Origin of the sequence: Paraliobacillus sp. X-1268, from assembly GCF_003426095.1 — a bacterium.
GTDB classification, from domain to species: Bacteria; Bacillota; Bacilli; order Bacillales; family Amphibacillaceae; genus Paraliobacillus_A; species Paraliobacillus_A zengyii.
This window is the reverse complement of the sequence record NZ_QJSK01000002.1, coordinates 57,908-73,116: the sequence shown is the minus strand read 5'-3', so window position 1 is coordinate 73,116 and position 15,209 is coordinate 57,908. Positions and strand designations below refer to the sequence as shown.

The 15,209-nt window shown below is 34.5% G+C and carries 12 protein-coding genes; 4 read left to right on the top strand and 8 right to left on the bottom strand.

Translation table 11 applies throughout. The annotated features are described in order from the left end of the window. Positions 1-2 precede the first annotated feature (2 nt). Both D2K62_RS04995 and D2K62_RS04990 read right to left on the bottom strand, forming a co-directional pair. A complete protein-coding gene (locus tag D2K62_RS04995; protein ID WP_117161033.1) occupies positions 3-356 on the bottom strand; it encodes an STAS domain-containing protein in 354 nt (117 codons plus the stop codon). After that, on the bottom strand, positions 350-643 hold the full coding sequence (locus tag D2K62_RS04990; protein WP_157967844.1) for a hypothetical protein: 294 nt from the start codon (positions 641-643) through the stop codon (positions 350-352). Before D2K62_RS04990 ends, D2K62_RS04995 begins: the two co-directional genes overlap by 7 nt. A gap of 331 nt (positions 644-974) precedes the next feature. On the opposite strand from D2K62_RS04990, the gene D2K62_RS04980 reads away from it, so the two are divergent. After that, positions 975-1,304 carry a winged helix-turn-helix transcriptional regulator gene (locus D2K62_RS04980; RefSeq protein WP_112182475.1) on the top strand — a complete coding sequence of 110 codons (330 nt, stop codon included), beginning with the start codon at positions 975-977 and terminating at the stop codon, positions 1,302-1,304. A gap of 74 nt (positions 1,305-1,378) precedes the next feature. On the opposite strand, the gene D2K62_RS04975 is transcribed toward D2K62_RS04980, so the two are convergent. The 3 genes from D2K62_RS04975 to D2K62_RS04965 form a co-directional block, all read right to left on the bottom strand. Then, on the bottom strand, positions 1,379-2,401 hold the full coding sequence (locus tag D2K62_RS04975; RefSeq protein WP_112182476.1) for an NADP-dependent oxidoreductase: 1,023 nt from the start codon (positions 2,399-2,401) through the stop codon (positions 1,379-1,381). Positions 2,402-2,541: 140 nt separating this feature from the next. Further along, on the bottom strand, positions 2,542-2,892 hold the full coding sequence (locus D2K62_RS04970; RefSeq protein ID WP_112182477.1) for a zinc ribbon domain-containing protein YjdM: 351 nt from the start codon (positions 2,890-2,892) through the stop codon (positions 2,542-2,544). Between the two features lie 155 nt (positions 2,893-3,047). Further along, on the bottom strand, positions 3,048-4,517 hold the full coding sequence (locus tag D2K62_RS04965; protein ID WP_112182478.1) for a protein adenylyltransferase SelO: 1,470 nt from the start codon (positions 4,515-4,517) through the stop codon (positions 3,048-3,050). 1,183 nt (positions 4,518-5,700) lie between these two features. Here D2K62_RS04965 and D2K62_RS04960 point away from each other — a divergent pair. After that, entirely contained in the window at positions 5,701-6,393 is a 693-nt protein-coding gene (locus D2K62_RS04960) for a hypothetical protein (RefSeq protein ID WP_112182479.1), read from the top strand. Between the two features lie 390 nt (positions 6,394-6,783). Here D2K62_RS04960 and D2K62_RS04955 read toward each other — a convergent pair whose 3' ends face one another. Then, entirely contained in the window at positions 6,784-8,421 is a 1,638-nt protein-coding gene (locus tag D2K62_RS04955) for a thiamine pyrophosphate-binding protein (protein ID WP_117161030.1), read from the bottom strand. Further along, positions 8,418-11,234: a bifunctional diguanylate cyclase/phosphodiesterase gene (locus D2K62_RS04950; protein WP_117161029.1), complete on the bottom strand. Its 2,817-nt coding sequence runs from the start codon at positions 11,232-11,234 to the stop codon at positions 8,418-8,420. Before D2K62_RS04950 ends, D2K62_RS04955 begins: the two co-directional genes overlap by 4 nt. A gap of 275 nt (positions 11,235-11,509) precedes the next feature. On the opposite strand from D2K62_RS04950, the gene D2K62_RS04945 reads away from it, so the two are divergent. After that, positions 11,510-13,375: a DUF4084 domain-containing protein gene (locus tag D2K62_RS04945; RefSeq protein WP_112182482.1), complete on the top strand. Its 1,866-nt coding sequence runs from the start codon at positions 11,510-11,512 to the stop codon at positions 13,373-13,375. A 127-nt stretch (positions 13,376-13,502) separates the two neighbouring features. Further along, positions 13,503-14,390, top strand: a complete 888-nt coding sequence (locus tag D2K62_RS04940; RefSeq protein ID WP_112182483.1) for a fructose bisphosphate aldolase — start codon at positions 13,503-13,505, stop codon at positions 14,388-14,390. Positions 14,391-14,474: 84 nt separating this feature from the next. Here the strand turns inward: D2K62_RS04940 and D2K62_RS04935 are convergent, their stop codons facing one another. After that, positions 14,475-15,110: an FMN-dependent NADH-azoreductase gene (locus D2K62_RS04935; protein WP_112182484.1), complete on the bottom strand. Its 636-nt coding sequence runs from the start codon at positions 15,108-15,110 to the stop codon at positions 14,475-14,477. Positions 15,111-15,209 lie beyond the last annotated feature (99 nt).

Below are 15,209 nucleotides of genomic sequence, written 5' to 3'. Positions count from 1 at the left end.
CTCTATTTTTGGGCGGTCTTCAAATGATTTACATGATCTATTGCCTGTTGAAGATTAGAGAAGGTTTGAATAGTTTTAAATTCTATTCCTAACCCTACAAGCTTTTGTGCTATTTCAGGGCGAATCCCACTTAATTCTGCCTCGATCCCAATTAACCTAAGTGCTGTGACAAACCGGATTATTTGCGAAGCTACCCATTCATCAATAGCAGGGACACCAGATAAGTCAAAGATGATATACTTAACCTTTAATTCACTTCCTTGTGTCAACGCTGTCTCCATTAACTGTTTTGCTCGATCATTGTCAATAGCACCAATCAAAGGAAAAAAACCAATACTTTCTGTAAGCTTCAACATCGGGGTAGACAATTCCCGTACTTTTGAATTAAATACTTTCGTTTTTTCGTGTGCCCTTTTTTATATGCTAAACCTAATAATTGTCCAGCCTGCTCCACTGTAGTATGAAACGACGAAATAATCGCATAAAAATCATCAATTGTTAATTCATAATAATTTGCCTCTTCTTTAATTAGAAGGTCAATTGCCTCTCTAGAAAAATATGCCTCTTCTATCACATCTTCTATTGATAGCTGTTGCTCTAATAGCTCTCCAGAAATTGCACAACTCCAGTTTTGTAGTCGCACAAACAAATCATTCGTGTGTTAGACGTCACAGAATCGGCGTATATGATAAGTAGGGTTTCCCTAAAATCAATTAAATTCTTATGTGTATTATCTCTATCATTCAAAAGATGATACTGAAACCCAGCCAATTTAGCTTTATTCTTAATGATATTGGTCTTAATTTCCTTTTTCGCCTTTTCTAAAATTGGAATTCCCATGGTTTCAATCACCTCATAATCGGGTATTTACTATCTAACTAATACACCTATGATAGTAATAGAATAAGATATTATTCAAGTAGGCACTTTTTGGTGTAATAGTTACTAGATAGTTACCTATGGAGTGTGAAAAAATGGATAAAACATATGAACATCCAATTGAAGTAACCTTAAATGTTGTTTGTGGAAAATGGAAAGCGCTAATTCTTTGTCATTTACTTGATAGAACAATGCGCTTCGGAGAATTACAAAAAAAGATTCCAAAAATAAGCAAGAAAATGTTAGCACAACAGCTTCGCGAGTTGGAAAAAGAACAGCTCATTGAGCGCGAGATCTTCCCTGAAGTTCCACCAAAAGTTGAATATACACTAACTAAGTACGGAAGAGATCTTGAGGAAACACTATATTTTATGACCGAATGGGGTAAAGAGCATCGGGACAAATTTGAAAAAAGCGGAGCTTAAGAACAAATAAAAGGACTACACATGTCAAAATCTCTTGACGTCTGTGTAGTCCTTTAAAATTTGCCGTAATTTACTTATTTATTATACTGTTGATCAGCCACTTTCACAAGTTGCTTGCCAATATTATTTCCCTTAAAGAGATCAAGAAAAGCATCAGGAATATTCTCAAATCCCTCTTTAATTGTTTCACGGTATGTTAACTTTCCTTCTTTAAACCATTGGGCTAATTGCATCGTTCCTTCATTAAAACGACTGGAGTAGTCACCTAAGGTAAAACCTTTCATTAGCGCACTTTTCTTAACAAGTTTTGTTTGAACACGAGGTCCGATGTCTAATGTTTCTAAATTATAAGAAGAGATTGCTCCACAAATTGGGATACGGGCATGTTTATTTATTTGCGTTAAAACTGCGTCAGAGATTTCCCCACCTACATTATCAAAGTAAACATCAACACCATTAGGACAAGCTTCTTTTAATGCTTCTTCCATGTTAGCTGTTGTTCGATAATTTATCGTTGCATCAAAGTTGAATTCTTCTTTTAATAGTTTGGTCTTCTTATCTGAACCAGCTATACCAACTACATGTGCACCTTTTATTTTTGCGATTTGGCCAACTATTGATCCTACTGCTCCTGCCGCTCCAGAAATAACAACTGTCTCTCCTGCTTTTGGATCACCTATATCAAGCAAACCAAAATAAGCAGTTAAACCAGTCATTCCTAATATACCTAAGTGTGTTGATATAGGAGCAAGTGATGGGTCAATTTTTCTTATTTCATTTTCATTTGCAATATAGGACGTTTGCCAGCCATATGATCCAATAACAATATCTCCCTGCTTAAAGTTAGCTGACTTTGATTCCACTACTTCCCCAATTGAGCCTCCCTCTATTACACCATTAACTTTAAACGGTTCAATATAAGACGCTACATCTTGCATTCTTCCTCTCATATATGGATCAACGGAAACATATATCGTACGGACCAGTACTTCTTCAGCCTCTAGTTCTTTCAGGTCTGTTTCAATAAATTTAAATGTATCATTATCTGGCATTCCTTGAGGTCTTTTTGCTAAAACGATTTGTTTATTTTTTATCATATAAACGTCTCCCTTATTCATTACTATGGGTTATTTTAACAGAATATTGCTCTTTATACATTTATTTTGATTTGAACGTAACGTATTGAAAAGGCTATGTAGCGTCAACAACTCTTTGACACTACATAGCCTTTTAGGTTTTAAAGTTTTTTAACAAATTTTGATTTTACTAACATTGCTCCAAAACCATCAATTTTACAATCAATATCATGTCCATCTTCTCCATCAGCAACTAAACGAATGTTTTTAATTTTTGTTCCCATTTTTAAAGGATTTGAGCTTCCTTTTACTTTAAGATCTTTAATTACTGTTACAGAATCTCCATTGCTTAGCACATGACCATTCGAGTCTCTGTATACTTTTTCATCTTCACTGTTTTCATTTTCAGAATCCAAAGTCCACTCATGTGCACATACAGGACATACTAGTAGACTTCCATCTTCGTATGTATATTCTGAATTACATTCGGGGCAATTTGGTAACTCTACCATACTATCATTTCTCCAATCATTATTAATTTTACCAACATAAACTACTATTCTCTAGTAGTATCATTTATATAGTATACGATAAAAAAATTATTTAAACTATGTACCAGTGAAATTGGGGCATAGAGTTTCTCGACCCCATCCCCATTTTCACTCTATCACGTGCCACAAAAAGTCTGGTAGTAACGATCTGTTCTAGCTGGTACAAAAGCATATACTTCCTGGTCTGTAGTGTGTGCATATGGCTTTTTAAGAACGGCAAGAAGTTGCTCCATTACACTATAATCGTTATTTTTCACCGCAGCTTCTAGCGCCTCTTCCACTCGATGATTTCGAGGTATAACTGCAGGATTACTCTTTTTCATTAAATTGTGTATAACATCTTTTGATTCTCGTTGAATATCCAATCGTGCGTGCCATCTTTCTTTCCATTTCGCAAACGCTGGGGTTTCAAATAGGACTTCATCTTCATAATTATCAAATGTTAGTGCACGAAAAGTATTGGTATAATCAGCATCATGCTCCTCCATCATACGTAGGAGATCTACAATAAGCGCTTCATCCTCATCCTCTTCTTTAACTATCCCTATTTTCGCTCTCATTCCTTGTAACCAATTTGAACGATAATGCTCCTCATACTTTAACAATTCATCTTGTGCTATCTTCACCGCTTCTTCTTGATTTTCATGCAACAGAGGTACTAGTGTTTCTGCAAATCGTGCAAGATTCCAGCCTCCAATAGGTGGTTGATTTCCATAGGCGTAACGACCTTGTCTATCGATAGAACTAAATACCGTTTTCGGGTTATAAACATTCATAAATGCACATGGACCATAATCTATTGTTTCCCCACAAATAGCCATATTGTCGGTATTCATTACACCATGGATAAAGCCAACTAGCTGCCATTTTGCAATTAGTGCTGCCTGACGCTTGATCACTTCTTTTAGCAAAGATAGGTAGCGATGTTCACTTCTTTCTACCTCTGGAAAATGCCGTTCTAGCGTGTAATCAGCTAATGCCTGTAAATCGTCATCTTCACCCCATTTTAACGCATATTCAAACGTTCCTACTCGCAGATGACTAGCAGCCACACGAGTCATAATCGCACCAGGTAGATCCGTTTCACGAATAACTTGCTCTCCTGTTGTCACAACAGCGAGACTCCGGGTAGTAGGAATTCCTAACGCATGCATAGCCTCACTAATAATGTACTCTCGTAACATAGGACCAAGTGTTGCTCTACCATCACCACCTCGTGAATAAGGTGTTCTACCTGAGCCTTTTAATTGAATATCAAATCGTTTTCCTTGAGGAGTTATCTGCTCGCCATGTAGTATGGCTCTTCCATCACCCAACATTGTGAAATTCCCAAATTGATGTCCAGCATATGCTTGGGCAAGAGGTAATCCTCCATCAACAGTCTGATTACCTGCGAGCACTTCCACACCAACTTCAGCTTTTAATGCCTCACTATTTAAACCTAAAGATTCGGCTAATGAATCATTTAGAATAACCAATTTAGGTGCACGAACTGGGTTTGGAGTAATCTTTGAAAAAAACAGATCAGGAAGCGTAGCATATGTGTTTTCTAAATTCCAACCAGTTTCTTTTACACTTTTTGTCATTATATCCCTCTTTTCGTAAACTTTATTGTTAGTTGAACTGCCCTATTAGTTGTAATTAGCCCTTAAAGTTAAATAACTACAAACAGCTAGATATTTTATTGGCGTAGTAAGTGGGAAGTTTGTTTCAAAGCCGCTTTTTATATCTTTTTCTGGATTTGAATTTACTTCTTTTAGTGTATACCATAGCTAATTTAATATCCATTTATGAAAAGAGCTAAAAAAGGAAAATTCACATCAAAAAAACATCCATTAACTTCCTTTTATCCTTGGTTTCCTATACTATATAACTAAGCGATCTATAAATATAGTTTCTACTTTTTGATTAAATATTCTCATTACCATGTGTCAGTTATAGAAATTATACTTCAAAGTACGTTCTCTAATATAACAGTGGTGAAATGGAATCAAAAACTTTTAAACTGTTCTAAATTACTCAACTTTCGCACTGTAAAACAGGCACTTAAGTCTTGGTACAACAAGAAAGTCTCACAATCTAAAATAGGAGTTGACTTCACACTTCTTTGGTAATCATCAGTCCGTTTGACCTGACGCACTTGAGAGAAAATCTGTCGTAAATATTTTACAACTTTAGATACGCTACGGTAGCAAATGGTCTCCCTTTTTGTGGGATTGCGATTACTCATCCCATCGAAAACATTTGCCCGCGGAAAGCGACTGCCTGAAGCGGAAATCAACATGGCAGTTACGACAGAGTCTATGTTTATTCAGTATTAAACACACTTCAAACTCATAAAAGCAAACAATTAGCACTTATTTTTTAAGTGAGAAAGTTGAGTAAATTATATTCTTATTTCGGTATTGGATAACCACTATGAAATAAAGTTGGTGTATATAAAGTTCTAGGTATATTTTTATAATTAACCTTATCAATACCTTTAGTTATTTTAATACATGAAACTGGACATGCGATATTCATTAAATTATTCAATGGTACTTTGTACACTTTGATTATCTCCCGGTTAGAGGATTTATTTTTTACTCATACATTACAGCTTTCTATACCGCTATCTCACAGTATTATAAAGATGGCTTTTTTAGTGACGGAAGAGCAATTATAGACTTATTAGGAAGGAAGAAAAAAATCAATCAAAAAGATGATTCTTACCAAATATCCATCCAATAAATTCGATTATATTCTCACTACGAAAAGGAGATAATTTTTATGGTAGAACCAAGATACCCTTTAGAATTAATAGAAGGCGTTAAAAAGACGATTAATAGTAAGAAGTATTCGTATTCTGAACTTGACGTAGTACAACAAATTGAACAAATGACAAAGATAGAGTTAATGGATAATTATTTAGCTTCTCTGGGACCTGAGCTTACTAGCACGGCGATTTGTTGGATTGTTAAACAAGTTTTTGGATTCGATTTAGAGAAAATTCCATTACACGAGGATAAGCAAGAGCAAATTACTATTGCTAGAGATTTAATAGATTCTAAACTAAATTCTTGCGGAAGCAATGTTTCAGGTGATGAAATTCGAACAATCATAAATGACTTCTTTGGTGTTAACTTAAATGCGATAAACGCATTAGAAGATGCTCGATTATCCTTATACTCAAAAGGACAGTGGGTTATTAAAAATGAGAACGATTTATTTGTTGTTTATACTGGAACGGGTGATGTAGATGTAAAGGTTTACCCAACAGCATACTTTACGCAAAAAACTGGTTTAGAGCAAATCCCCGATAAATTACAACATGCATTAAAAGGTATTGGCTTTCATTACAACGAAGATATCAATGCTTATTATTTCTTAAGTCCTACAAACGAACCGGTTGATGGTGCATTTAAAGGACAAACTATTGGAGCAATTATTAATGAAATCAAAAGCTCCTACTCGCATATATAGATTTCTAACCTACTATTAAATAAGAGAGGCTGACTTATTAAAGTCAGCCTCTCTTATAAAAAACATCCTTTTATTTAGACTTTTTTTGTAAAAAATATTACTTTGCTATTGGGATTTGATAGAATTCAGCGGAACTAGCTATTAATCCGGCGGAGCGAGCGCTAATTCGGCGGAACTAGCCTTTAATCCGGCGGAGCGAGCGCTAATTCGACGGAACTCACCTTTAATCCGGCGGAGCGAGCGCTAATTCGGCGGAACTCACCTTTAATCCGGCGGAGCGAGAAGCTAATTCGACGGAACTCACCTTTAATCCGGCGAAGCGAGAAGCTAATTCGACGGAACTAGCCTTTAATCCGGCGGAGCGAGCGCTAATTCGATAGTAAATAGCCTTTATTTACTAAATGATGAAAGGAATTTGACGCGATCGCCCATTGGTGGTGTATTGTTATCTACCAAAGCGATTTCTAAAACTGCTGGACCATCAGATTCAAGCAAATTTTTAATCGCTGCTTCATCCAAATCTTCTAATTTGTCTACGCGATAACTTGGTATATTCATAGCTGCTGCCATTGCTGCAATATTAACGGGTTCCTGTTCAAAGCTCTGGTGGGAACGTTTATATTGTAGCGAGTGTCCGTGATACACCATCCCTAAACGCGCATTATTCATAACCACAAACAGTATCGGTAGCTTATTTTCCTTTGCCGTTAATATTTCCATACCGTGCATAAAGAAGCATCCATCTCCTGTTATACAAGCAACAGGTCGTTCTGGCTCAGCCAATTTTGAACCTATAGCCGAACTAATCCCAGTTCCCATCGCACCATAATGTACGTTAATATCAAAGCTATCTGAATCAAGCACATTCATATGATGAATCACATAAGACATAAACTCACCTATATCGATTGTATATCTAGTAGAAGTAGGAAGGTGTTTTTGTATGTTTAACAGGATATTTTTTGTATTATAGGCATCTTGATCAACATTATCCAACTTTCTCTCACTAGTATTCATGTCATTTTTGGAGAACCCTAATTCTTTTAACTCTTCGATTAGAAATAATAAACTTAAATCAATATCGCCCCATACTGGAAGATCAACTTTGTATTTTCGATTGAAAACTGTCTCATCAAAATCAAATTGAACAGTAAAGCGATTCTTGTTTAAATTTACATTCCAATTATTTGTCGCTGTTTCCCCCAAACTTGATCCTATTACCAATAAGGCTTCTCCGTTACCCTCATTAATTAACGACGAGGCATTATCATGACCAGCAAATCCAAAGACACCCGCTAGTAATGGATGATCGTCTTTTATAAATCCTTTCGCTTGTGGGGTTGTTATGATGTCCCAGTTAAGAATTTCTGCTAATTCTATTGTTTGTTCTACAGAATTTCTAATTCCTTGACCAACAAAAACATAGCCTTTCTTTCTACTAGCTAACTCTTTAGCTACCATTTGTATTGTTTCTACATCAGGGATAATAGGCTCTCTTTTAGGAGGCGCGAGCATTTCTGTCACTTGAACTTCTTGTAATTGAACATTAATGGGAACTGCAATATGGACTGGACCTGGAACCCCTGATATAGCTATCTCATTTGCTTTAGCAACCTCCGCCAACAGATCATCTGCAGTGTTAACCGTTACACTGTATTTCGTTACATTCCGATAAATTGGCTCAGCATCTAGCTCTTGAGAAGCATTTAATCCTACTGTATTTACAGGAACTGCTCCTGTAATAAATAATACAGGTAAATGTTCACGCATTGCGTTTGCCGCACCCGTCATTAGGTTTGCTCCACCGGGACCACTACAAGCTATACACACGCTCATTTTTTTTGCATATTTAGCATAACTAGCCGCCATATATGATGCTGCACCCTCATGTTTCGTTACTATTGGCTGTATTTCAGGCATATCATAAAGCTCATCGAATATCGCGTTAACTGATCCTGCTGGAATCCCAAAAATATATTCCACTCCACTATTTCTTAAGTAATTTAATACGGAACGAGCTGCTTTCATATAATTCCTCCTGCTTCTATTTTATTATCTATAAAAATTTGCTGCGCAAAATCAGTGGCACTAAGCGGACGACTAAAGCAAAATCCTTGCATGAAATAACAGCTCCTTGAAGCTAGAAATTCTGCTTGTTCTATTGTTTCCACACCTTCTGCAATTACGTTAAGATTTAAATTTTGGGCCAATGTAATAATTGTATTCGTAATCGCTGCATTATTGTTATCTTCTATAATATCCTGAATAAATGACTTATCAATTTTCAATGTATGGATAGGGAAATTCTTTAAATAGCCTAAAGATGAATAGCCTGTACCAAAATCGTCAATAGCTATTTTTATCCCTAACTCTTTAAGTTGCTCCATTGTTCGTAAGGTGCTATCCTTATTCTTAATAATTTGATTCTCAGTAAGTTCCACTTGTAAAAATTCAGGAGATAAATTAAATTTCTTAAGAATAGTTTTAATTTTAGTAAATAAGTCATTCTCTTCAAATTGTCGAACAGATAAATTAACAGCTACACTTATCAATGGATATCCTTGCTCATGCCAGGTTTTTAATTGTTCACAAGCTTTTTCGATTACCCATTCTCCTATCGAAACGATTAGACCTGTCTCTTCAGCAATTGGTATGAATTTATCAGGTGGTATCATACCTTCTGTCGGATGGTTCCATCTCAATAGCGCTTCCATACCGATACATTGTTTGGATTGATAGTCTACTTGAGGCTGATATTGAATGACTAGTTCATCTTGCTCTAAAGCTCTGTATAAAGCGTTCTCTAATTTGATACTTTCAAAAGTTCTCGTATCCATTCCCTTTACAAAAAAATTACAGTTGTTACCAGACACTTCTTTTGATCTGTACATAGCCGTATCTGCATTTTTAATTAATTCTTCAGTATTATCACCATCACTAGGAAACATACTTACACCTATGCTAACTTTAATATAGATCTCGTGTCCTTTTAAATTAAATGGCTGACAAAGGGCTTTATTTATACATTTAATAACAGCTAATATTTCATTTTTACCTTTTATATTTGGTAAAAATATTGAAAATTCATCACCACCTTGACGAGATATTGTATCGCACTTAGAAATACAGGCTCTTAAACGATTTGCAAAATCCTTCAATAATAAATCCCCATAGCTATGTCCTAGAGAATCGTTAATTAATTTAAATCTGTCTAAATCCAAATACATAACAGCTAACTTTTGACTTGTATATTTCGCTTTTATAATTCCCTGGTTAAGTCTATCTTTAAAGAGATTTCTATTAGGTAAATCTGTTAAACTATCATAATACGCATAATATTTAATTTCTTCCTCCATTTGTTGTCGCTGTGTTACATCTTTAAACGTAATAACATCACCTATTATTTCACCTTGTTCCTTTATTGATGAGATAACATATTCAACTGGAAAGCTTGAACGGTCTTTTCTATAAAAGCTATCATTCTTATTAAATCCTTCTGAATCCATATCAAAACCTTTAATTTTATAATTATTCTCTTTTAAATTTGCTTTATTTCCATTAAAAATAACCTTATACGATTTCCCTATTAATTCACTCTTCTCATAGCCCAGCATAGAATCACTAGCAGGATTACAAAACGTAATATTACCTGCAAGATCTAAACCAAAAATCCCTTCTCCTGCTGAATTAAGAATTAGTTCTTTTTCTCGACTAATTGTCTTTAATTCAGAGATAGCGCTTTCTAATTCTTTATTTTTAGTTGTTATTTCTGATGTTCTTTCTTCAATAATTTGTTCTTGTTTCTCCATATATAATAAGTTAGCTAATGTTGATGCTGTTGTATCTACAATAGATTGCGCTAACTGCATACTCGCTTCTGAATAAACGATGTGTTGCTCTTCCAATTTAGCAACTGCTACTAAACCTAATACTTCACCCATAGAAACTAAAGGAACCATAAATAAACCTTTAATACCAAAATTACGACAAACAAGATGACTTGGTCTTGTATCTTCGTACACATTTGGAATTAGAATGGCCTTCTTGGTTTTAATAACTTCTTGAAATAAAGCATCATTGTTTTGACCTAAATTAAATGTTTTATGTGTATTCATCCAATTTTCTTCTGTCCAATCACTATCCTTGCTTAACTTTGCTGGTTTAAATTCTCTATTCCTAATCGGATCTAATAAATGAACGCCTACATTCGTGTTGTTTAAAACTTTACCTACATAGTAAAAACACTTATCCAATACATCTTGCATAGTGGAACACATGGATAAATCACGTGTAACATCAAGTAATAGTTGCTTTTCCTTAATAAGATTTTCCTTACGCGCTAAATTAGTTGAGTTTCGAATCGCAACAGCAGCCATATTCACATAAGCCTCTACGGTTTTTATTTCCACATCTGTTAAGTTCATTGGAATACCGTAATCAAACAAAAAGACTAAACCAAATAATTCCTGTTCATGTGAAATAGGTAATACTAGTAAAGACTTAATCTGAAATCCCTTGACAGCTCTTGAATCAGGACGATCATCTTTCATTGTATCTGGAATGTAAATTGCCTTTTGTGTATCAACAACTTCTTTAGCAAGTAAGTCTTCTTCCATATCAATGACTTGCATATCAAGTGTCATGCCATTAATCACCTGAGGTTTACCTACATATCCTCTAAATGTACCATCAGCTTCAGGTAAATAGATCCCAACAGAGTCACATTGAACGATCTCTTCAGATATTGCGGTTACAACATTCTCCAACACCTCTCGTAATTCTAACTTTGTATTTATTAACTTTGTAATATTAGCAAGTCTTGAATACCTCGTTTGATTCAACCTTACACCCCCTCTGTTAACTTTTTAGACAGTTAAATTCGATTTTCTCTATATATGTACTAATTCCACAACAGTAGCTAATAAACCTCTATAAAAGACAAATTTTACAAAAAATTGTTTTATAAATACCAATACTAGCAATAAAACTATTGAATTATCAAAAAAATTAGTATTATAGTACTAGATAGAGAAACATTATTTAACTAGGTTGAAAATTAAAAAAACGGGTATATAGAACTAGCACGGAATAAGCACAGACGGTGAGGCACACACACATGAACATACGTAAAAAGAAACAATTATCCATATTATTCATATTTATTTATACAGGTCTTTATTATATTTTTTTGATCACATGGAAAAGTAATGAAGGTGTCCTATCCTTGGTCGGGAACTTCCTTTCTCTTTTCGGCTGTTTCATAGCCGCCATTTGGTTATATACTGCAACCAAAGAAAGCGAGAAAACAGAGCGGAACTTTTGGCTTCTCTTATTATTAGGAACATCGAGTACATTTATAGCTGAATTCTTCTGGCATTTTTATGAGAACATCCTCAAAATAGATGTCCCCTTTCCTGGATTGCCTGATTTGTTTTACCTTTTACAAATTGTTTTTTATTTTGTTGCTATTACATATAAATTATCAGGTACCAAAAGAAAGTATCACTTTACGAAGTTTATTTTCGACCTTGTAATTGTGATGACAGTTGCCTCTACTTTCAGTTGGCATTTTCTAATCCATCCCACTATTGCTGCAGGTGATGTATCTCTCTTTCCTTTAGTCGTCTCCTTGGCATATCCTATCGGAGATTTAGTCTTATTAGCAGGGATAATAAGTGTTTACTTCCAAAATCAACTAGTCAAAGAAAACAAATTACTATATTTACTCTTTATCGGTTTATTGATACAGATCTTTGCTGACTCTTATTTTTTATATTTAATATCTATAGACGGTTATTCTTCCGGAAGCCTGATAGACCCTTTATTTATATTAGCTATTCTATTTGTAGGCTTAACAGGTGTTTTTAAAAAGACCGAAACCACGTTGAATCAAACAGATGAAAGAGCCATTCATAAAACGGGAGTTTTTCGTCTTATTCTTCCATACTTAACTGTTACTTTTCTATTTGTCTTTATGATCTATCGTAATACCAATACTGATATTGTTACGATTGGTTCAGCTATTTCCATTTTACTAGTTATGATAAGACAAATTTTTATAGTTTCAGAAAACCAGCAACTGCTTCAACAACTTCATAAGAAGAAAGAACAACTAGAGATAGGTAAAAAACGTTATAAATCTCTTTATGAGTATCATCCAGATGCAGTATATTCACTTGATTTAAAAGGTAGATTTGAAAGTGTCAATAGTGCCTGCGCAAAATTACTCGCGAGCGATAAAGAAGAACTAATTGGTATTTCTAGTTCTAACTTTATACTAGAGAAAGACCATAAAAAAGCATACGCGCATATGGAAGTTGTCATGCGCGGGCAAGCACAGAATTATGAAATATCTTTGCGCGATAGTGTGGGACAAACATATATTGCAAACATTACTAATATCCCTATACTTGTGCGAGGCAAACTTGTAGGTATTTATGGAATAGCAAAAGATATTACCGAGAACAAACAAAATGAAGAAAAGATACAATTTCTTGCATATCATGATGCGTTAACAGGTTTAGCAAACAGAAGATTGCTGGAAGACTCATTAGTATCAGCAACAACCCAAAATGAGCCATTTGCAATTATGTTTATCGATTTGGATAATTTTAAAAAAATTAATGATACATTAGGGCATGATGTAGGAGATAAATTACTTGTGTCGATATCCGAAAAATTAAGAAAATGTGTTAATAAAGATACACTTGTAGCGCGTAATGGAGGCGACGAGTTTACTATCTTACTTAAAGGTATTTCAAATCGAGAAGAAGTAAGTCAAATAGCTAATGATTTGATTAACACTTTGATACAACCACATGTAATAAATGACGATAACGTTCTAAGTTCACCTAGTATCGGTATTGCGCTTTACCCTTTTGATGATACAAATCCATCTGGATTAATGAATAAAGCTGACCTGGCAATGTATCAAGTGAAAAGTGAAGGAAAGGGAAAATATAAATTCTATGTTGAGAAATAGAAATTTGTTCATAAGACATACTACTATGTAGTACTTCTTTAGTTGTTTATTTTTGTAGTTCATAACTTGAGTTGATACACTAATAATATAGAAGGTTTACTTAAAATAAATTAAAGGAGTTGTAATCATGAAGAAAAAACAATTTGATGTTATTAAAAATGGAGAAGGCTTTATCGCAGCATTAGACCAAAGTGGCGGAAGTACACCTAAGGCATTAGCAGAGTATGGCGTAGCAGAAAATTCTTATACTAGTGAAGAAGAAATGTTTGACCTTGTTCATGAAATGAGAACACGTATTATTACCTCACCAACATTTGATTCTGATTATATACTCGGTGCTATTTTATTCGAGCAGACTATGGACAGCAAGATTCAAGATCTTTTTACCGCTAATTATTTATGGGAGAAAAAAGGGATTGTTCCCTTCTTAAAAGTAGATAAAGGCTTGGCAGATGAAGCTGAGGGTGTTCAATTAATGAAGCCCAATCCAGGTTTGGATAATTTATTAAAAAGAGCAAGTGAAAAACATATTTTTGGAACTAAAATGCGTTCCGTTATTAAAGAGGCAAACCCTGAAGGTATAAAGAAAGTTGTTGCACAGCAGTTTGATACTGGTAAACAAATCCTTGCTGCTGGTTTAGTTCCAATTATTGAACCCGAAGTAGACATTAACAGTGCAGATAAGGAACAGTCTGAGCAAATCCTAAAAGATGAAATCTTAAATCAACTAGATACATTAAATGCTAATGAAAATGTTATGATAAAAATCTCTATTCCAACTGTAGATAATTTTTATAAAGAATTAATTAACCATCCACAGGTGGTGAGAGTAGTCGCACTTTCTGGAGGTTATCCAAGAGAAGAAGCAATTGAAAAATTAGCTAATAATTCAGGTCTAATAGCAAGTTTCTCAAGAGCACTATCTGAGGATCTAAATGCAAATCAAACAGATGCAGAATTTAATGCGATGATAGAGAAGTCCATCAAGAATATTTACACAGCATCCTTAACATAGAATCATTAAAGAATAAAGAGAGCCTCCATTTTAATGGAGGCTCTTATCATAAACAATAATCCTTAAGAAAACAGCTTTAGTTGTTTAAAATGTGTGTGCTACATCTTTTGCACGGTTAATACCGTCTACTTTAATCTCTTCTGCTTTTTCAGGCATTGCGGCATGGCCTTCAACAAACAAACCTTCAAAGGATGGTACACCAAAGAAATTCATAACAGTATTTAAATAACGATGTCCCATTTCCATATCAGCAGCTGGGCCTTTAGAATAAATTCCTCCACTAGCTTGAATATGCAAAGCTTTTTTGTCAGTCAAAAGGCCAATAGGACCTTCGGCTGTATATTTAAATGCTTTATTTGCAACCGCAACTGAATCAATATAAGCTTTCATTACAGGTGGAAAAGAGAAGTTCCATAAAGGTGAAACAAATACATATTTATCCGCTCCGATAAACTGTTCACTCAATTCATTGAGACGTCCTACTTTTTCTTTCTCTTCTTTACTAAGTTCTTCAAATCCTTTACCAGACTGAAGTTTTCCCCAACCTTCAAAAACATCTGCATCAATCGAAGGAATGTTTTCTTTATAAAGATCTATGTGTATCACTTCATCATTAGGGTTAACATCCTTATATGTATCAATAAACGCCTTACCTGTAGCCATACTAAAAGAGATCTTTTCATCGTGCGGATGTGCTGTAATATATAATACTTTAGACATAATCATAACACCTTTCTATTTTTTCAATCTTATTTATAGTCATAAAACAACTATCTCAGTATAATATCTCAATTCAGAGATATTAACTGTGATAAACAT